This window comes from Polaribacter sp. (assembly GCF_965660385.1).
GTDB lineage: Bacteria > Bacteroidota > Bacteroidia > Flavobacteriales > Flavobacteriaceae > Polaribacter.
This window is the reverse complement of sequence record NZ_CBFHZT010000017.1, coordinates 42893-62452: the sequence shown is the minus strand read 5'-3', so window position 1 is coordinate 62452 and position 19560 is coordinate 42893. Positions and strand designations below refer to the sequence as shown.

The following is a 19560-nucleotide window of genomic DNA, read 5'->3' as shown; positions in this document are numbered from 1 at the left end:
AGCAGAAGTATAAAAATTACCTTTTTCATATTATACGAAAACCCTCAAAATTGAGGGTTTTTTTACGTTTTTTAAGTTAAAACTATCTCTTTTGATGATATTTACTCAAAACAATGTAATAATTTTCACTACTTTTGACTATTCTAAACTTTAGAAATTAAACTTTAATTATGACAAAAATCTCTGCAGCAATTACAGCAGTAGGCAAATATGTTCCTGATTACATTCTAACCAATAAAGAGTTAGAAACACTTGTAGAAACTAATGATGACTGGATTACTTCAAGAACAGGAATTAAAGAAAGAAGAATCCTTAAAGGAGAAGGTTTAGGAACTTCATATATGGCAATTAAAGCTGCTGAAGAATTACTTCAAAAATCTAATACAAAAGCAGAAGATATAGACATGATTATTGTGGCAACTGCAACACCAGATTTAATGGTGGCTTCTACTGCTGCATACGTAGCTTCAGAAATTGGAGCAAAAAATTCGTTTGCATACGATTTACAGGCTGCATGTTCTAGTTTTTTATACGGAATGTCTACAGCTGCCAGTTACATAGAGTCTGGTAGATATAAAAAAATCTTATTAATTGGTGCAGATAAAATGTCATCAATCATCGATTATTCTGATAGAGCAACCTGTATTATTTTTGGTGATGGTGCTGGTGCTGCATTATTTGAACCTAATGAAGAAGGGTTAGGTTTGCAAGACGAGTATTTAAGAAGCGATGGTATTGGAAGAGATTTTTTACGTATCGAAGCTGGAGGCTCTATAATGCCACCAACCTTAGAAACTGTAAAAGCCAAAAAACATTTTGTTTATCAAGAAGGAAGAACTGTTTTTAAATATGCAGTTTCCAATATGGCAGATGTTTCAGAAAAAATGCTTACAAGAAACCAACTTACAGAAAACGATATTCAGTGGTTAGTACCACATCAAGCAAATAAAAGAATTATAGAAGCAACAGCCAACAGAGTTGGTGTTGGGCCAGAAAAAGTAATGATGAACATCCATAAATATGGAAACACAACCTCAGCAACTTTGCCACTTTTATTAGCAGATTATGAAAATCAATTAAAAAAAGGAGACAATTTAATTTTTGCTGCATTTGGTGGTGGTTTCACTTGGGGAGCTATTTACTTAAAATGGGCTTATAATTCATAAAAATAAATTAACTAAACGATCATAGGTATGGATATTAAAGAAATTCAAAATCTTATAAAATTTGTAGCAAAATCTGGCGCTAGCGAGGTAAAGCTAGAAATGGAAGATGTTAAAATTACCATTAGAACTGGTTCAGGCAAAACAGAGACCACTATAGTGCAAGCTCAACCAATGCAAGCAGCCCCTCAAGCTGCTCCAGTACCAACAGCACCAGTTGCATCAGAACCAATAGCAACAAAATCTAATGAGGTTGATAATTCTAAATTAGTTGAAGTAAAGTCTCCTATTATTGGTACATTTTATAGAAAACCAGCACCAGATAAACCTAGTTTTGTAGAAGTTGGTTCAACTATAAAAACGGGTGATACTGTTTGTGTTATAGAAGCAATGAAATTGTTCAACGAAATTGAATCAGAAGTTTCAGGAAAAATCGTTAAGGTTTTAGTAGATGATTCTTCTCCAGTAGAATTTGATCAACCTTTATTTTTAGTAGATCCATCATAATAATTACGAATTATGAATTACGAATTCAAATCTCGTAATTCACAATTTATAATTCATAATTTTTAAAGTATGTTTAAAAAAATATTAATTGCCAACAGAGGTGAGATTGCACTGCGTGTAATTAGAACTTGTAAAGAAATGGGCATAAAAACAGTTGCTGTATATTCTAAGGCAGACGAAGAGAGTTTGCATGTTCGTTTTGCAGATGAAGCTGTTTGTATTGGACCAGCACCAAGTAGCGAATCTTACTTAAAAATGCCCAATATCATTGCTGCTGCTGAAATTACAAATGCAGATGCTATACATCCTGGATATGGTTTTTTATCAGAAAATGCTAAATTTTCTAATTTATGTGAAGAACATAACATTAAATTTATTGGAGCAACTGGTAAAATGATTGACCAAATGGGAGACAAAGCCAACGCAAAATCTACGATGATTGCTGCTGGTGTTCCCTGTGTGCCTGGTTCTGAAGGGGTTATTGAAAACTTTGAAGAGTGTGAAAAATTAGCTGTAGAAACTGGTTATCCAGTTATGCTAAAAGCTTCTGCAGGTGGTGGAGGTAAAGGAATGCGTGCTGTTTGGAAACCAGAAGATTTAAAAGAAGCTTGGGATTCTGCAAGACAAGAATCTAAAGCTGCCTTTGGAAATGACGATATGTATATGGAAAAACTCATTGAAGAGCCAAGACATATCGAAATTCAGATTGTTGGAGATTCTTATGGAAAAGCTTGTCATTTATCAGAGAGAGATTGTTCTGTACAAAGACGTCATCAAAAGTTAACGGAAGAAACGCCTTCTCCTTTTATGACTGATGAATTGAGAGAAAATATGGGTAATGCTGCAGTAAAAGCCGCAGAATATATTAAATATGAAGGAGCAGGTACAGTAGAATTTTTAGTGGATAAACACAGGAATTTTTACTTTATGGAAATGAATACTAGAATTCAAGTAGAGCATCCTATAACTGAAGAGGTTGTAAATTACGACTTAATTCGTGAGCAAATTTTAGTAGCTGCAGGTGTACCAATTTCTGGAAAAAATTACTATCCAAAGTTGCACTCTATAGAGTGTAGAATTAATGCAGAAGACCCTCATAATAACTTTAGGCCAGCTCCTGGAAAAATAAACACATTTCATGCTCCTGGAGGTCATGGAGTTAGAATGGATACACATGTGTATGCAGGTTATATGATTCCGCCAAATTACGATTCTATGATTGCTAAGTTAATTGTAACTGCACAAACAAGAGAAGAAGCTATTAATAAAATGAAAAGAGCTTTAGATGAGTTTGTGATTGAAGGAATTAAAACTACAATACCTTTTCATAGGCAATTAATGGATCATCCAGATTATGTGGCAGGTAATTATACCACTAAGTTTATGGAAGATTTTAAAATGAATTCTTAGAGCAATATATTGTTTTAGGTTAATATAAAAATAGAGAATACCCTTTCGTATTCTCTATTTTTTTATCTTTATACCAAAATAGGATATTTATGAAAATTGACGGAATTGATAAAATTATCATTAAAAGATTGGTAAAAGACGCAAGAACACCTGTATTAAGTATTGCACGAGAAGTGGGTATTTCTGGTGCAGCCATTCATCAACGTTTACGAAAACTAGAAAAATCGAAACTAATTGATGGGTATAAAATGATTATCAATCCTAAATCTTTAGGGTATACAACTACCGCTTTTGTTGGTATTTTTTTAGATTCAGCAAGTTTGTATTCATCAGCAATAAAAAGGTTGCAAGATATCCCTGAGGTAGTAGAAAGCCACTATACTACTGGAAATTATGCTATTTTTATTAAAATAATGTGTAAAAATAACGAAGATTTAATGAATCTTTTAAACAAAAATATTCAAAGTATTAAAGGGGTTTCTAGAACAGAAACTTTTATTTCTTTAGATCAACAAGTTGATAGACAGATTACTATTTAATAATTACCAATTATCTATACTATATTGCTATTTAAGGAGTACTGCAAACTGATTATCAAATAAAATACTACAATCCGAATTTTTATGTGAATTTTGCTTCAATACTAAATTTATTAAATGAAATCACTATCAATACTTTTTGTAGATGATGATAAAATTGAGAGGCTAAAATTTCAAAAGGCATGCAAACAAATTAATGTACACAATACGGTTTGTGAAGCCACCAATGGTAGTGTAGCTTTAGATATTTTGCAAAAAGAAAATTTTACTTTCGATTTGATAATTTCTGACATCAATATGCCTAAAATGAATGGTTTCGAATTTTTAGAGTCATTAAATACCTATCAAAAATCAAAATTGATTCCTGTGGTAATCATGTCAACCTCAGAAGATATTCTAGATTTAGAAAAGTGTTATAAATTAGGCGTTTCTGGTTATTTTTCAAAGCCTTTAAAATATTTAGACTATTTAAACAAAGTAACATCATTGTTAGATTATTGGAGTAAAGCCAATTTGGCATAAAAAAAACCAGTTTATAATTATTATAAGAATACTTACCGTGGAAAAACCAAATTTATCTGTAATTAAAGAAATTTCTGGAAACGATATCGATTTTAAAAATAGTATTTTAGAGATTATTAAAATTGAGTTTCCAAAAGAAGTAGCCGTATTTTTAAAAAGTTTTGAAAATAAAGATTTTCTTGAGTCTGCAAATAATGTACATAAATTAAAACATAAAATTAGTTTATTAGGGCTACAAGAAGGTGAACAACTAGCAGCTAATTTTGAAAAAGACTTAAAACAAGGTAATACTAAATTGTACCAAAAGTTTCTTGAAGTTTTAGATAAAATTCACGTATATTTATACTAAATTAGAATCTTCTTTGTAAGAATATGAATTGTATAATTATAGATGATGATGCAACATCAAGGTTAATTATTGATAAACTTTGTGCTAAATCAGAACATATAAATGTTGTTAATGAATTTTCATCAGCAATAGAAGCCATTAAGTATCTCAACACAACGAGTGTAGATTTGGTGTATTTAGACATACATATGCCTACTTTTTCTGGTTTTGATTTTATTGAAACACTTAAAAATCCACCCAAAATAATTTTAACAACAAGTGATAAAAATTTAGCACTTGAAGCTTTTGAATATAAAAGTGTTGTTGATTATTTGGTGAAACCTGTAACAAAAGAAAGGTTTGATAAATCTTTATCGAGACTTAAATCTTTATCTACCCCACTAAAAGATGAAAAAATCACCAAAATAGCTACCTCAGAATTTATTTATGTGAATGTAGATAGAAGATTAGTAAAGGTGAATATACCAGATATTTATTTAATTGAGGCTAAAGGAGATTATATCAACATAAAAACACAAGGAAAAAATTATATTGTACATTCTACATTAAAGAAAATTGAAGACAAATTACCCAAAGAAACGTTTTTTAAAGTGCACCGCTCTTACATTATAAATATTTCTGAGATTATTGATATAGAAGACAATTCAGTTTTAATTCAAAAAGAGGTTGTACCAGTAAGTAGATCCAATAAAAGTGAATTAATGAAAATGTTAAATTTATTATAATTTTTAACTATTCATCGAAACTTTGAAGTCATTCGTCGATTGTAAAAAACCAATAATCGAATTTTAATATTAAATTACAGACAATACAACTATTTTTGTAGAATAATTATAAGTTGGGGGATTTATAAATATAACAGAGGAAAGCTAATTTTTATAATTAGCTTTTTTTTTTGTTTTATACTTAAGAATTAAAAAGGCACTTTCAGAAGTAAATAAACACTTGTTTATCAGTTAAATAAGTTGTATTTTAGATAAAATCAAACCCCGAAAATGAGCTGTACACTCAAAAAACGGGGTTTTAATCTTCTTGTCTATGTCTAAAATACAAAGAATAACGGACTTTCAACACAAATTTTCATTTTTAACTCCTTCAGATAATTTCGATCTTTATTTTAATAGATTTTTATCTAGTGATTTGGGTAAAATTTACACAGCGATTCCTTTTGATGATTTGGTATTGACCTTTAAAATCAAGGAGTTTTCTAAAGGGACAAAAAACTATTTTAGTCCAAAAGGTAAAATTGCCTTGATGTTTTTAAAACATTATGCTTGCTGTTCAGATAAAAAGTTAGTTGAACAATTGAATAGTAATATCGATTATCAATTTTTCTGTGACATTAGTTTAGGGCATCATCGTTTAACAAATTATAAAATTGTGAGCCAAATACGATGTGAATTAGCTCAAAATTTATCCATAGAAAAGACCGAGAAAACATTATTTAATTTTTGGTCTAATTACATAGAAAATAAAAATAGTATTACAACTGATGCTACTTGTTATGAAAGTGAGGTTCGTTATCCAACGAATCAAAAATTACTTTGGGAAGCTGTTCATTGGAATCATCAACAGCTTAAAATAATTTGTAAAGCATTAAAGTTAAAATTGCCACGTAGCAAATATTTAAAATGGAAGAAAAGATATATTGGTTACAGCAAAATGCGAAGAAAAACCAATAAGCAACGAACACCATTAACAAGAGCTCTATTACACTTATTAAAAAAACTAAACAAAATTTTAGATAGTTTAGAAAAACAATATGATTTTGAAATATCTCCCAACTATTACAAACGAAGATAAACAATTAAAAAAATTAGCAAGCAACAAACCTTACTATTCACTACAGCAGAAAAACCTAAAAACAGAATCGTAAGTATAGACAAAGATTATTTGAGACCAATAGTAAGGGGAAAAGAAATTAAATCAGTAGAATTTGGTGCAAAAGTAAATAAACTACAAATCGATGGAATTAATTTTGTTCAACGAGTTAGTTTTGATAATTTTAATGAAGGCACTCAATTTAAAAACACCATTTACAAAGCACAAAGGTTAACAAAAACCAAAGTCAAAATAGCAGGTGCAGATGCAATTTATGCAACAAATAAAAATAGAGTTTTTGCTACTTCTAAAAAGATACAAACTGATTTTAAACCAAAGGGAAAACCATCAAAACATAGGAAACAGCAACTAAAGTTAGCTAAAATAATAACCAAAGAAAGAGCTACACGTTTAGAGGGAAGCTTTGGCAAAGAAAAGGAGCACTATCATTTAAAAAAAATAAAGGCAAAAACAGAAAAGACAGAAATTCTCTGGATTTTCTTTGGAATCCATACTGCAAATTGCCTTGAAATTGGGAGAAGAATACAAAAAAAAGATCTTCAAAATATAGCTTAATTTACTACTGAAACTACAAAAGAGGGGGATAGTTATGCCTTCTTTATATTTAAGTGAGAAAAATTACTCTTAAAAAATAAAAAAGCTAGAAAAAAATCAGTTTTCTTTAGCTTTTTAAAATTCTAATCATATTTTCTAAGATACTTCTGAAAGTGCCTAAAAAAAATAAAGAATGTGTCTATATTCTTTATTTCAGCAGAAAATACCATTACATAAAGATCTTTGTGCAAGAACTGTATAAAAAATGAAAGAAAGCGTTTTTATTTTATTTTTAAGGACGATTCTCTAACAATCAACTCTGCCTCTAAAATAATTTTATTTAACGTTTGTTTTACCTTCTTTTTGTTGGTGTAACCCAAAAATGTTTCTGCAGCAATTTTTCCAATTTTATAACTATGTTGGTTAACACTTGTCATAGTAGGTGTTACCATTTTAGCAAAAGGTTCATCACCAAAACCAACTAAAGCAATTTCATCAGGAATCTTAATTCCTTTTTCATTTAGCACTTGTAAGGCTCCTAACGCAGCATAGTCTCCAGCAACATAAACAGCATCAGGTTTATCTTTTAAAGCTAATAATTCAAGCATTTTTGCTCTTCCATCGTCAATACTAAGATTACTTTCAATTAGCAATTCTTCAGTTACAGGTAAATTGTTTTTTTTTAGAGCATCAATGTAACCTCTAATTCTATTATTGTAAATTCTGGTATGCTTATAACCCCCTATGTGAGCAATTCTTTGACAACCTTGAGCTACTAAATGATTTACAATTACATGACTACTATTGTAATCGTCAATTCCTATATAATCAACATTTAAATCATTTTCACCTCTATCAAAAGTGATTAATGGAATCCCTGCTTCCTTAATTTTTTCATAATAGGCTAAGTCTATGGTTTCATTTGCCATAGAAGCAATGATTCCATCAACTTGAGTATATAAAAGCGCATCTATATTTTTACATTCTTTTTCAAAAGACTCGTTAGATTGTGTAATGATTATATTATACCCTTTTTCATTTAAAACTTCTTCTATATTATGTATAGTTGCAGAAAAGAAATTACTATTTGTTTTTGGTACAATAACACCAACTAAATTACTTCTTCCACTACGCAAAGCACTTGCTAAATGATTAGGTTGGTAATTTAAATTTTTGGCAACTTGTTTTACTGCAATTTTGGTTTTTTCACTTATTCTATCATCATTATGGAGTGCTTTAGAAACAGCAGCAGCAGAGATATTTAACACGTTTGCAATATCTTTTATGGTAGTTCTGTTTTTTTTTGCCAAATTTTTATATATTTGCTTAATCGTTTAAACAAAGATACATTCTTATTTTTAATAGTCAAAACTAAATGTTAATCAGTAGTTTTGATTTTATTTTAACAATTTGGTTAAACGTTTAACTAATAAGTGTAAATTAATAATATAAGTATTAAGATGAGTAAAGTAGTTACATTTGGAGAAATCATGTTAAGATTAGCTCCTCAAGGATTTTTAAGATTTTCACAAGCAAATAATTTTGATGCCATTTATGGTGGAGGAGAGTCTAACGTAGCAGTTTCTTTAGCAAATTATGGTGTTGATGTTGATTTCGTAACACGTTTGCCAAAAAACGATATTGGGGAATGTGCAATGATGGAAATGCGTAAAAGAGGTGTTGGTGTTGATAAAATTGTTTGGGGTGGAGATCGTTTAGGGATTTACTTTTTAGAAACAGGAGCAGTATCAAGAGGATCTAAAGTAGTATATGATAGAGCGCACTCTGCAATTGCTGAAATAGAATCTGGAATGATAGATTGGGACACTGTTTTTGAAGGTGTAGAATGGTTTCATTGGACAGGGATTACTCCTGCAATTTCTCAAGGTTCTGCAGATGTTTGCTTAGAAGCTGTAAAAGCAGCTAGCGAAAAAGGAATTACAATCTCAACAGATTTAAACTATAGAGCAAAACTTTGGAAATATTGTGATGATGCACATAGAGAAAAAGTAATGACAGAATTAACTTCTTACTGTGATATTGTTTTAGGAAATGAAGAAGATGCAGAAATGCATTTTGGAATTAAACCAGCTGGTATTTCTGTACAAACAGAAGGACATAACGTAAAAGCAGAAGCATTTTTATCGGTTTGTGAGCAAATGATGGAAAAATTTCCAAGAGCTAAAAAAGTAATTACAACTTTAAGAGGTTCTATTTCTGCTTCTCACAATACTTGGGCTGGTGTATTATATGATGGAAAAACTTTATACCAAACACGTCAGTATCAAATTACAGATATTGTAGATAGAGTTGGTGGTGGAGATTCTTTTATGGGAGGTTTAATCTACGGATTGTTAAAATACCCAGAAGATGACCAAAACGCATTAGACTTTGCAGTTGCAGCTTCTTGCTTAAAACACACTATTAAAGGTGATGCAAACTTGGTAACTGTATCTGAAGTAGAAAAATTAATGGGAGGTGATGCTTCTGGACGTGTAGCGCGTTAATTAGCTTTAATTGTTCAAACTGTGTAAATGTTTAAGCGTTTCACACTAAAACAATTACACGATTAAACAAATAAACATTTTAAAATGGCACAATTTACAAGAATAGAAGTAGCACAAATAATGAAAGATACAGGAATGGTTCCTTTATTTTTTCATAAAGATATAGAAGTAAGTAAAAAAGTTTTAAAAGCATGTTATGATGGTGGTGCAAGACTTTTAGAATTTACAGCACGTGGCGATTTTGCTCACGAAGTTTTTGGAGAGTTAACAAAATATGCTATAGCAGAATTACCAGGAATGGTAATGGGTGTTGGTTCTGTAACAGATGCTGCACAAGCTTCTATGTATATGGCTTTAGGAGCAAACTTTATTGTTACACCAGTTTTAAGAGAAGATATTGCAATTGTATGTAACAGGAGAAAAGTTTTATGGTCTCCTGGATGTGGAACTTTAACAGAAATTACAAGAGCAGAAGAATTAGGATGTGAAATTGTAAAGTTGTTTCCTGGTGATATCTATGGACCTCAATTTGTAAAAGGAATTAAAGGACCTCAACAATGGACCTCAATAATGCCAACTGGTGGTGTTTCACCAACCAAAGAGAATTTATCTGCTTGGTTTGCTGCTGGTGTTACTTGTGTAGGTATGGGATCTAAACTAATGGCAAAAGATGCTGATGGCAATTTTGACTATAATAAAATTGAAGAAATGACTAGAAATGCTTTAAATATTATAAAAGATTTAAAGAACTAGTTAGAATTTGAATTATTTAAAACGAAGAAGACTCCAGTATATGCTGGAGTTTTTTTTTGCAATAAATCCAAAAAAATATAAATCTACCTTTATTTAAACCTTTGTTTGTAGCTTTAGTCTAAGCAGTGTAAATTAACTACTTATGAAGCAAGAACACATTCAACATTTGTATAGGCGAGCAAGTTTCGGAATTCATATTTCTGAATTAAAGAAACTAGAAAAAAAATCAAGAAAACAGAATGTGTCTATTTTGTTTAAAGACTCAAAACAAAATAGCCCTTTAGAATTAGATTTTGGAGACTTGCTTCAATACAAAAATAAATCTTATAAAGAATTAAAGAGAGAGCTTACAGAACCAGAATTGCAAAAACTTAGAAATCAACTTCAAAAAAAAGTAAGAGTCTTAAATTATACTTGGATTGATAGGTTACAATCTCCAAATGCAAAATTAAGAGAAAAAATGACTCTTTTTTGGGCCAATGTTTTTGTGTGTAGAGACAATCAAGTTTTTTTTATTCAACAATACAATAATACGTTAAGAAAACACGCTTTAGGTAATTTTAGAGAATTTGTAAAGGCAGTTGCCAAAGAGCCATCTATGAGTAAATACTTAAACAATAATAAGAATGTAAAAGCAAAACCTAACGAGAATTTTGCTAGAGAGTTAATGGAGTTATTTACTTTAGGTGTTGGCAATTATACTGAACAAGATGTTAAAGAAGCTGCAAGAGCTTTTACAGGTTGGTCTTTTAAGAAAAATGGTGACTTCTTTTTAAGAAATAAACGACATGATTTTGGCGAAAAAACCTTTTTAGGTAAAACAGGAAATTTTGATGGAGATGACATTATAGACATTATTTTAGATCAAAAACAATGTGCTCGATTTATTTGTACTAAAATTTACAAGTATTTTGTGAATCCTAAGATAGACGATAAACGATTAGAAGAAATTACCACTATTTTTTACAAAGATTATGATATTGGTAATGTAATGCACTACATTTTTACAGCTAATTGGTTTTATGCAGATGAAAACATAGGGGTAAAAATAAAATCTCCAATTGAATTGATAGTTGGTTTAAATAATGTGGTTCCGTTAACATTTAATAAACCTAAACAATTAAATTATCTTCAAAAAATGATGGGGCAAGTATTGTTATATCCAGAAAATGTTGCAGGTTGGAAAGGTGGTAAAAGTTGGATAGATTCTAATACATTAATGTTTAGAATGAAGCTACCTTCATTGTTGTTAAATAATGCAATTATCAACTTAGAAGAAAAAGGAAGTTTTGAAGATACCTTTGATAAATATTACGAAAACACTAAAAAGTATGGTAGGTATATTAAAACTACCAAAGATTGGGAAACTTTTGAGAAGCATTATGGTAACGCAAATGCAAAAGAATTAACGAAATTACTAATTGCATCTCCTTTAGATGAAGACACCAATGGCTATCTACAAAATTTAGAAGTAAAATCGAATAGAAATTTTTGTGTTCAACTTATGTCTATTCCAGAATATCAACTTTGTTAATCTTATAATGATGAAAAGAAGAGATTTTTTAAAGCAAAGTACATTAGCAAGTAGCTTGTTTTTTGTGCCAAATTTTGTAAAAGCTTTTGAGCAGGTTTCAAAAGGTAATTTTCAACATAAAAAGCTAGTTATTATTCAATTATCTGGTGGTAATGATGGTTTAAATACTATTATACCTTATAGTAATGATGTGTATTATAAAAGCAGACCAAAACTTTCTATCCCTAAAAATAAGGTCTTAAAAATTACTGATGATTTAGGTTTTCATCAAAATTTAGCACCCTTACAAAATTTATACGATCAAGGTTATTTATCGATTATTAATAATGTTGGGTATCCGAATCCTAATAGATCTCATTTTAGATCTACAGATATTTGGCACACTGCAAGTAGTGCCAACGAAACAATAACTTCTGGTTGGGTAGGGAGGTATATAGAAAAATATGGCAAACATCCTTACAATGGCATTGAGTTAGATGATAGTTTATCGCTTATTATGAAAGGTGAACACATGAACGGAATTGCAACTAAAAACGCAAAATTATTATATAATAACACCAGAACTCCCTTTTTTAGTAAAGTGTTAAAACATCAAACAGATGAGCACTTGAGTGAACATAATTTAGGGTATTTGTATAAAACGATGATTGAAGCAAACTCATCTGCCAAATATATTTATGAAACTTCAAAAACGTATAAAAGCGATTTAGAATACCCTAAAAACCCATTTAGTGGTCAATTAAAAACTACAGCAGAATTCATTAATTCTAATGTAGATAGTAAAGTGTTTTATGTATCAATGGGCGGTTTTGACACACATGCTAATCAAGCAAACAAACAGAATCGTTTGTTAAAAACTTATAGCGAATCCATAGAGGTTTTTGTAAATGATTTAAAGAAAAACGGTACGTTTAAAGATACATTAATTCTTACTTTTTCTGAATTTGGTAGAAGAGTGCAACAAAATGCTGCAGGAGGTACAGATCATGGAGCTGCAAATAATCTCTTTTTAATTGGTGAAAACTTAAACAAAAAGGGTTTTTATAATGATGCACCAAATTTATTGAATTTGGATGACAATGGAGATTTGATTCACACTGTAGATTTTAGGTCTGTTTATGCTACTATTTTAGACAAATGGTTGCAAGTTGATGATGCTACTATTCTCAATAAGTCTTTTAGTAAGTTGCATTTTATATAGTGATTTCTATTAAAGTGGATATTTCAAGGTTGGTGAAAGCGATAATTTTATCACACTTATTTATGGCAATTCATTAGAAAAAAGTTAATAATGCTGAAAATATGTTTAGCTTAAAAAAAAGGTTAAATTCTGATCAACAAAAAAATCCTGAGCTTTTGCTCAGGATTTTTTTATTTATTTTACCAAATTTTGGCTACATTTCTAATGCTCTTTCTGGATTTCCATCCATCAATAATTCTACAGGATTTTCTAAAGCTTCTTTAACAGCCACTAAAAAACCTACAGATTCACGACCATCTACAATTCTATGATCGTAAGATAATGCCACATACATAATCGGTTGAATTACAATACCACCATTAACAGCCATTGGTCTGTTTACAATATTGTGCATTCCTAAAATTCCACTTTGTGGAGGATTGATTATAGGAGTTGATAACATAGAACCAAAAACACCACCATTGGTAATCGTAAAAGTTCCTCCAGTCATTTCATCAACCGTAATTTGTCCATCTCTTGCACGTAAAGCCAAGCGTTTTACTTCGCTTTCTACGCCTCTAAAAGATAAATTTTCTGCATTTCTAATTACTGGTACCATTAATCCTTTAGGACCTGAAACTGCAATAGAAATATCTTGAAAATCATGTTTTATTTGAAAATCTCCATCAATCATTGAGTTTACATCTGGATACATTTTTAGGGCTCTAACCACAGCTAATGTAAAGAAAGACATAAAGCCTAAACCAACTCCGTGTTTTGCTTTAAAAGCCTCTTTATATTGAGATCTTAAATCAAAAATTGGTTGCATATTAACCTCATTAAATGTAGTTAACATTGCAGTTTCATTTTTAACAGAAACCAAACGTTCAGCTACTTTTCTACGTAGCATAGACATTTTCTTACGCTCAGTTCCACGAGAACCATTTGCAGGTTGAGTTCCCATAGAAGGTACAGCTTTTACTGCATCGTCTTTGGTTATTCTACCATCTTTGCCTGTTCCTTTAACAGCTGATGCAGGTATACCTTTTTCTGATAATACTTTTTTAGCAGCAGGTGAAGCAGTTCCTGTAGCGTAAGTATCTGCTTTAGGAGCAGTAGAAGTTTCTGCTTTCTTTTCTTCTTTTGGAGTTTCCTCTTTTGCAGCGCTATCATCACCTTCTGGTTTTGCAGCATCCATATCAATTAAACAAACTACAGCACCAACTTCTACAGCATCGCCTTCTTCAGCTTTTAAGGTGATAATTCCACTCTCTTCAGCAGGCAACTCTAAAGTTGCTTTATCAGAATCTACTTCTGCTATTGGTTGATCTTTTTCAACGTAATCTCCATCTTCAACTAACCAAGTTGCAATTTCTACTTCTGTAATTGATTCTCCTGGAGAAGGAACTTTCATTTCTAAAACACTCATGTTTTCTATTTTTATTCTGAAATTTTATAATCTTAACTATTAAAAACGCTATCTATAACTGCCTTATGACGCTTTTTAAAACGTGTACTTGAACCAGCAGCAGGAACAGCATAGTAATTACGAGAACGTACACTTAAGTTTTTCAACTCAAAACGTTGCAGCATATAACTCCAAGCTCCCATATTTCTTGGTTCTTCTTGTGCCCAAACATATTCTTCTACATTTGGATATTTATCAATAATTTTTTGAATCTTTTCTTTGTGAAGTGGGAATAATTGCTCAATTCTAATCAATGCAACATCTTCTCTTTTCAATTCTTCTCTTTCTGCTAATAAATCGTAATAAAATTTACCCATACAGAATACCATTTTTGTAACGCCTTCTTTGTTTACAGTGTCATCAATAACCTCTTGAAATTCACCAGTGGCTAATTCCTCAATAGCATTTACGGCTTTTGTATGACGTAATAAACTTTTTGGTGTAAATACAATTAATGGTTTTCTATAATCACGTTTCATTTGACGACGTAATAAATGATAAAAATTGGCTGGAGTTGTACAATTCGCAACAGTCATATTATCTTCAGCACATAATTGTAAATAACGTTCTATTCTTGCTGATGAATGTTCAGATCCTTGACCTTCATATCCATGAGGTAACAATACAACAATTCCGTTTTGCACTTTCCATTTATCCTCGGCTGCAGAAATGTATTGATCAAACATGATTTGAGCGCCGTTAGAAAAATCACCAAATTGTGCTTCCCAAATGGTTAGTGTATTTGGGTTACCCATTGCATAACCATAATCGAAACCTAAAACACCATATTCTGATAATAACGAGTTGTAAATCGTCATTTTACCTTTGTTGTTTGGGTTGGTGTTTAATAAATTTATTCTCTCTTCAGTAACTTCGTCTCTTAAAATAGCATGTCTGTGAGAAAATGTTCCTCTTTCTACATCTTGTCCAGAAATACGAACATTATATCCTTCCTCCATTAAAGAACCATAAGCTAAGTTTTCTGCCATACCCCAATCTAATTGATTGGTTTCAAAAGCCATTTTAGCTCTTGCTTGCAAAATACGTTCTGCTTTTCTTACAAAATTTGCACCTTCTGGAACTGTAGAGACTACTTTTGCAATGTTTTTTAAATTCTCTAAAGGGTAGGTAGTATCTAAAGGCGTTAGCATTGCTGCTTGGTCTTGGCGCTCAAAGCCTTCCCAAGTAGATTTCATAAACTCGGTTACTTTAGAGGTTTCATCTTCTTTAGATTTATCGAATTCAGAGTTTAACATTTCTTTGAATTCACTCGTAATTTCTTTTACATAGCTATTTTCAATTGATCCTTCAGAAATTAATTGAGAGGCATAAATGTCTTTTGGGTTTTTATGTTTAGATATTGCCTTATATAATGTTGGTTGTGTAAAACGAGGTTCATCACCTTCATTATGACCGTATTTACGATATCCCAATAAATCAATAAAAATATCTGTTTTAAAGCGCATTCTAAATTCTAAAGCCATTTCCATGGCATGACAAACAGCTTCAGTGTCATCTGCATTTACGTGTAAAACAGGCGATAATGTAACTTTACCAACATCTGTACAATAGGTACTTGAACGTGCATCTAAATAATTAGTTGTAAAACCAATTTGGTTATTTACTACAATATGTACAGTTCCACCAGTTTTATAACCATTTAATTTTGCCATTTGAACTACTTCATAAGCAATACCTTGACCTGCAATTGCAGCATCACCATGAATTACAATTGGTAATATTTTACTAGAGTCTCCATTGTATTTTCTATCAATTTTTGCCCTAGTAATACCTTCAGCAACAGATGCAACTGTTTCTAAGTGAGATGGATTTGGAACCAAGTTCATTTTGATTTCATTTCCATTTCTAAACGTTTTACTTAAAGTTAGCCCTAAATGGTATTTTACATCACCATCAATGTCTTCATCTTCGAAATCTTTTCCTTCAAATTCACTAAATAGTTCCCTAACAGGTTTTTTAAAGATATTAACTAAAGTGTTTAAACGACCTCTGTGTGCCATTCCTAAAACACATTCTTTAACACCAAAATCTTCAGCAGCATTTCTTAGCATTACTGCAATTCCAGGTATTAAAGTTTCACCACCTTCTAAAGAAAATCGTTTTTGCCCTACATATTTTGTTTGCAAAAAACTCTCAAAAGTCACAGCTTGATTTAATTTACCAAAGATGTATTTTTTGGCATCAGCACTATAAGTAGGGTGGTTGTCGTTTTTATTTAAACGGTCTTGCCACCATTTTACTTTTTTAGGATTACGCATGTACGTATATTCTACACCTATAGAATCACAATAAATGCGTTTTAATTTTTCGATAATTTTAGCCAGTGTCGTTTTTCCAAGACCAAGAATTTCACCTGCCGAAAATTCTTTATCTAAATCGTTTTCGGAAAGGCCAAAATTTTCGATATCTAAAGTAGGCTCGTATTGTCTTCTTGCTCTAACTGGGTTAGTTTTTGTAAATAAGTGACCTCTAGACCTATATCCATTAATTAAATCGATTACCAAAAATTCTTTTCTAACTTCTTGAGGTATTTCGATAGTCTCTTCTTCATCAGTTAGTGAGTAGTTTTCATTAGCTAAATCATAACCTTGAAAAAAACTTCTCCAACTTGGCTCAATGGCATCTGGATTCACAAGATATTTATCATATAAATCTGCAATAAAGCCTGTATGTGCTGCGTTTAAAAACGAAAATTTATCCATAATTTAATCTTTGCCTTTTGTGTAAGCAATTAAAGGAAGCAAAAATACAATTTTTAGTTGTTAAACAACTTTTAAAATTTAATTATAACAATAAACTTTTTATTGAAAAAAAATTAAAAAAGTATTTGGCGATATTACAAAAATATATATATTTGCACTCGCTAAACTCAAATAGGAGAAGCAAACTCCTCCTTAGCTCAGTTGGTTAGAGCATCTGACTGTTAATCAGAGGGTCCTTGGTTCGAGCCCAAGAGGGGGAGCTTTCTTAGACACCTCGCCAAAATGGCGAGGTTTTTTTATTTCCAATCTTCGGAAACCCCTATGTTTACTAACGATTATGGCAATGAGTTCATTCAAAGAAGCGGTTCGATACTTTGTTTTCAAAAAAATCAGTTTTTCAGGAAATATCGAACCAACAATTTTTTTCTTAATATTTGCTGGGGATGATATGTATAATTTATCTATTCCATGAAGAAATGAAATTCCTAACTTAAGATACTTATCAATATCTTTTTCTAGCTTCATTAAGCTTTCAAATTCTTCATTTAAATCATTAAGTTTTTCCTGTGTTTTTGACTTCATATTCTTATAGGTAGATAAGTCAATAATATTATCGAAAAACTTTTCTTCTATAGAATCTTTTCTAATGTTTAGTGTGTTCACTTCCCTTTTGATATCCTTTAATCGCACTTCTCTATTGTCTTTATCTCCTTTAAATTCTTTGTTTAGAATTTCTTTATACAGTTTCTTTACATCATCTTTAATATGAAACTCTTTTAATAAGCTTTCGAATAATTCATTTACCTCTTGTGCTTTATATCGCTCCTTGCATTTGGGCTGACAATGATAATAGAAATGCCTTACTCCATTTCTTCCCTTTGATGCACTTCCTGTTATAGACCTCCCACAATTGCTACATTCTAAAAATCCTCTTAATGGCAATTCTTCATCTATTTCAGAAAACTTATGAATCGGTTCTTTTAGATTTCCTTTAAATCTTCTTTGCACTTTATAGAAGGTTCTTTCATCAATAATTGGTGGGTGCAAACCCTCTACAATCATTTCATCTTCCTTTTTCCATTCCTTAATAAGTATCTTACCAATGTAAGTAGGATTTTTAAGAATGTTCAGCATACTTTGTTTTCCTATTTTTAACCCTTGATGGTAATATTTCTTTCTTACCTCTTCTGATGATAAAATTCCATCAGCATAATCTTTATATGCTTTTTTGATTAAAGGAGCAATGCTGTCATTTTTCTTAAGGGTTGACTTCCCCTCTTTAGTTCTATGATTCAAATAACCTGCTGGAGCAATTCCTGTGAAGCATCCTTCTTTCATTGCTCTTCGCATTCCTTCTTTTGTACGAATACTATTTTTATCATTTTCTACCTCTGGAATAACTAAATAAACGGCCAACATTACTTTTGAATCGGGTTGAGATAAATCTAGAGGTTGCTCTATCGAATTTACAGAAATTCCTAAATTTCTGAATTCTCTTATAACTCTATATGCTTCTTCTTGGTTTCTACTAAATCGATCCCATCTTGTGAATAATAGATAGTCAATCGTTTTTCTATTGGCTTTTACATAAGTAAGTAATCGGTTGAAAGCGGGTCTGTCAAAATTCTTAGCAGAATAGTCTTCCTTGTAGTGTTTAAGGATATTAATATCTTTATGTGCGCAATATAATTCTAACACGTTCTTTTGATGAGGCAAACTGTATCCTTTGCTTGCCTGTTCATCTGTAGAAACTCGTGTATAGATTATTGCGTTTTGCATTTTTTCTTCATCAAATAGCGTTCATACTCTAGTTGAGCAAAAAATCTTAACTTTGTTTTTAAAGCTTGATATTGCTCTTGAGGTTCTTTGACCTCATTATTTATATTAAATTGCTTATAACACATAATTATAATTCAAATATAAACATAAATAGCAAATAAATAATAATTTATTTGATTTATTATGCTTTAAATGTGTTTAATTATTTATATTTGGATAAAATTCAATCATTTTGAAAACAATTCAAGAAATCTTATCAGAAAATTTAAAAAGAATTCGAAAGAATAAGGGCTATAATCAGCAAAAAGTAGGAGAGAAAGCAGGAATGCTTGCTTCTACTTACAGTAGAATAGAAGGAATGAAAGTTACACCGACTATTGAAACAGTTGATAAAATTGCAAAGGCTTTGGAAATCGATATTTACTCTCTTTTAAATGATGCTGATGTAAAATCTAATTCTTTGCATGATAGAATTTTGAGAATTGAATCTTTGAGTGAGTATAATCAGAAAATTATTAATTTGATGATTGATACTATTATTGAAAAAGGTAATCTTGAAAGGAATCAAGATATTAAAATGAATAAGCGATTGGAGGAGTTGAAAGAGGTTCGTGAAAAAAAGGTTAGGTAATAAAAGAATAGCAACAACCGATAGTGTTTATGTGTTTCTAATCTTTTTACATCAATACTTCAAATTTTAAAAAAGATTTTTTCAATAAACTATTTCTAAATTAAATCTTTAAATGAGAT

18 protein-coding genes and 1 tRNA gene are annotated in these 19560 nt (G+C 30.8%); 15 read left to right on the top strand and 4 right to left on the bottom strand.

Annotation, left to right across the window (positions count from 1 at the left end):
* The first annotated feature begins 170 nt into the window (after nt 1-170).
* The 9 genes from ACTG3V_RS07305 (at nt 171) to ACTG3V_RS07265 (ending at nt 6887) form a co-directional block, all read left to right on the top strand.
* Nucleotides 171-1166, top strand: coding sequence for a beta-ketoacyl-ACP synthase III (locus ACTG3V_RS07305; RefSeq protein WP_439131498.1), 996 nt, complete (start codon nt 171-173; stop codon nt 1164-1166).
* 27 nt (nt 1167-1193) lie between these two features.
* Complete coding sequence (gene accB / locus ACTG3V_RS07300; protein ID WP_439131497.1) at nt 1194-1670, top strand: acetyl-CoA carboxylase biotin carboxyl carrier protein; 477 nt, start codon at nt 1194-1196, stop codon at nt 1668-1670.
* A gap of 69 nt (nt 1671-1739) precedes the next feature.
* Complete coding sequence (gene accC / locus ACTG3V_RS07295) at nt 1740-3080, top strand: acetyl-CoA carboxylase biotin carboxylase subunit (protein WP_439131496.1); 1341 nt, start codon at nt 1740-1742, stop codon at nt 3078-3080.
* An 89-nt stretch (nt 3081-3169) separates the two neighbouring features.
* A complete protein-coding gene (locus ACTG3V_RS07290) occupies nt 3170-3619 on the top strand; it encodes an Lrp/AsnC ligand binding domain-containing protein (RefSeq protein WP_439131495.1) in 450 nt (149 codons plus the stop codon).
* A gap of 117 nt (nt 3620-3736) precedes the next feature.
* A complete protein-coding gene (locus ACTG3V_RS07285) occupies nt 3737-4141 on the top strand; it encodes a response regulator (RefSeq protein WP_439131494.1) in 405 nt (134 codons plus the stop codon).
* A 37-nt stretch (nt 4142-4178) separates the two neighbouring features.
* Entirely contained in the window at nt 4179-4490 is a 312-nt protein-coding gene (locus tag ACTG3V_RS07280) for an Hpt domain-containing protein (RefSeq protein ID WP_439131493.1), read from the top strand.
* Nucleotides 4491-4513: 23 nt separating this feature from the next.
* The gene (locus ACTG3V_RS07275) at nt 4514-5215 is read left to right on the top strand and encodes a LytR/AlgR family response regulator transcription factor (protein ID WP_439131492.1); all 702 of its coding nucleotides are present in this window, start codon (nt 4514-4516) and stop codon (nt 5213-5215) included.
* Nucleotides 5216-5528: 313 nt separating this feature from the next.
* Nucleotides 5529-6293: a transposase gene (locus ACTG3V_RS07270; RefSeq protein ID WP_439131491.1), complete on the top strand. Its 765-nt coding sequence runs from the start codon at nt 5529-5531 to the stop codon at nt 6291-6293.
* Nucleotides 6294-6383: 90 nt separating this feature from the next.
* Nucleotides 6384-6887: a transposase gene (locus ACTG3V_RS07265; RefSeq protein WP_439131490.1), complete on the top strand. Its 504-nt coding sequence runs from the start codon at nt 6384-6386 to the stop codon at nt 6885-6887.
* A gap of 260 nt (nt 6888-7147) precedes the next feature.
* On the opposite strand, the gene ACTG3V_RS07260 is transcribed toward ACTG3V_RS07265, so the two are convergent.
* Entirely contained in the window at nt 7148-8176 is a 1029-nt protein-coding gene (locus ACTG3V_RS07260) for a LacI family DNA-binding transcriptional regulator (protein WP_439131489.1), read from the bottom strand.
* A 150-nt stretch (nt 8177-8326) separates the two neighbouring features.
* On the opposite strand from ACTG3V_RS07260, the gene ACTG3V_RS07255 reads away from it, so the two are divergent.
* The 4 genes from ACTG3V_RS07255 (at nt 8327) to ACTG3V_RS07240 (ending at nt 12861) form a co-directional block, all read left to right on the top strand.
* Nucleotides 8327-9373 (top strand): PfkB family carbohydrate kinase, encoded by a 1047-nt coding sequence (locus tag ACTG3V_RS07255; protein WP_439131488.1) that lies wholly within the window; start codon nt 8327-8329, stop codon nt 9371-9373.
* Nucleotides 9374-9457: 84 nt separating this feature from the next.
* Nucleotides 9458-10126, top strand: a complete 669-nt coding sequence (locus ACTG3V_RS07250) for a bifunctional 4-hydroxy-2-oxoglutarate aldolase/2-dehydro-3-deoxy-phosphogluconate aldolase (RefSeq protein WP_439131487.1) — start codon at nt 9458-9460, stop codon at nt 10124-10126.
* Nucleotides 10127-10268: 142 nt separating this feature from the next.
* The gene (locus ACTG3V_RS07245) at nt 10269-11660 is read left to right on the top strand and encodes a DUF1800 domain-containing protein (protein WP_439131486.1); all 1392 of its coding nucleotides are present in this window, start codon (nt 10269-10271) and stop codon (nt 11658-11660) included.
* A gap of 10 nt (nt 11661-11670) precedes the next feature.
* Nucleotides 11671-12861 carry a DUF1501 domain-containing protein gene (locus ACTG3V_RS07240; protein ID WP_439131485.1) on the top strand — a complete coding sequence of 397 codons (1191 nt, stop codon included), beginning with the start codon at nt 11671-11673 and terminating at the stop codon, nt 12859-12861.
* A gap of 193 nt (nt 12862-13054) precedes the next feature.
* Here the strand turns inward: ACTG3V_RS07240 and odhB are convergent, their stop codons facing one another.
* Both odhB and ACTG3V_RS07230 read right to left on the bottom strand, forming a co-directional pair.
* The gene (gene odhB, locus ACTG3V_RS07235; protein ID WP_439131484.1) at nt 13055-14269 is read right to left on the bottom strand and encodes a 2-oxoglutarate dehydrogenase complex dihydrolipoyllysine-residue succinyltransferase; all 1215 of its coding nucleotides are present in this window, start codon (nt 14267-14269) and stop codon (nt 13055-13057) included.
* Between the two features lie 32 nt (nt 14270-14301).
* The gene (locus ACTG3V_RS07230) at nt 14302-17031 is read right to left on the bottom strand and encodes a 2-oxoglutarate dehydrogenase E1 component (protein WP_439131483.1); all 2730 of its coding nucleotides are present in this window, start codon (nt 17029-17031) and stop codon (nt 14302-14304) included.
* A gap of 186 nt (nt 17032-17217) precedes the next feature.
* Between ACTG3V_RS07230 and ACTG3V_RS07225 the strand changes: the two genes are divergently transcribed.
* Nucleotides 17218-17291 (top strand) — tRNA-Asn (locus tag ACTG3V_RS07225).
* Here ACTG3V_RS07225 and ACTG3V_RS07220 read toward each other — a convergent pair.
* Nucleotides 17257-18810 carry a recombinase family protein gene (locus ACTG3V_RS07220; protein ID WP_439131482.1) on the bottom strand — a complete coding sequence of 518 codons (1554 nt, stop codon included), beginning with the start codon at nt 18808-18810 and terminating at the stop codon, nt 17257-17259. The two genes, ACTG3V_RS07225 and ACTG3V_RS07220, sit on opposite strands and share 35 nt — an antisense overlap.
* 232 nt (nt 18811-19042) lie before the next feature.
* Here ACTG3V_RS07220 and ACTG3V_RS07215 point away from each other — a divergent pair, with 232 nt between their 5' ends.
* A complete protein-coding gene (locus ACTG3V_RS07215; protein WP_439131481.1) occupies nt 19043-19441 on the top strand; it encodes a helix-turn-helix domain-containing protein in 399 nt (132 codons plus the stop codon).
* The last annotated feature ends 119 nt before the right edge of the window (nt 19442-19560 follow it).

Coding starts and splice junctions, on each gene's coding strand:
- ACTG3V_RS07305 (WP_439131498.1), top strand. CDS start 171: ATGACAAAAATCTCTGCAGCAATTACAGCAGTAGGCAAATATGTTCCT.
- accB (WP_439131497.1), top strand. CDS start 1,194: ATGGATATTAAAGAAATTCAAAATCTTATAAAATTTGTAGCAAAATCT.
- accC (WP_439131496.1), top strand. CDS start 1,740: ATGTTTAAAAAAATATTAATTGCCAACAGAGGTGAGATTGCACTGCGT.
- ACTG3V_RS07290 (WP_439131495.1), top strand. CDS start 3,170: ATGAAAATTGACGGAATTGATAAAATTATCATTAAAAGATTGGTAAAA.
- ACTG3V_RS07285 (WP_439131494.1), top strand. CDS start 3,737: ATGAAATCACTATCAATACTTTTTGTAGATGATGATAAAATTGAGAGG.
- ACTG3V_RS07275 (WP_439131492.1), top strand. CDS start 4,514: ATGAATTGTATAATTATAGATGATGATGCAACATCAAGGTTAATTATT.
- ACTG3V_RS07270 (WP_439131491.1), top strand. CDS start 5,529: ATGTCTAAAATACAAAGAATAACGGACTTTCAACACAAATTTTCATTT.
- ACTG3V_RS07255 (WP_439131488.1), top strand. CDS start 8,327: ATGAGTAAAGTAGTTACATTTGGAGAAATCATGTTAAGATTAGCTCCT.
- ACTG3V_RS07250 (WP_439131487.1), top strand. CDS start 9,458: ATGGCACAATTTACAAGAATAGAAGTAGCACAAATAATGAAAGATACA.
- ACTG3V_RS07245 (WP_439131486.1), top strand. CDS start 10,269: ATGAAGCAAGAACACATTCAACATTTGTATAGGCGAGCAAGTTTCGGA.
- ACTG3V_RS07240 (WP_439131485.1), top strand. CDS start 11,671: ATGAAAAGAAGAGATTTTTTAAAGCAAAGTACATTAGCAAGTAGCTTG.
- odhB (WP_439131484.1), bottom strand. CDS start 14,269: ATGAGTGTTTTAGAAATGAAAGTTCCTTCTCCAGGAGAATCAATTACA.
- ACTG3V_RS07230 (WP_439131483.1), bottom strand. CDS start 17,031: ATGGATAAATTTTCGTTTTTAAACGCAGCACATACAGGCTTTATTGCA.
- ACTG3V_RS07220 (WP_439131482.1), bottom strand. CDS start 18,810: ATGCAAAACGCAATAATCTATACACGAGTTTCTACAGATGAACAGGCA.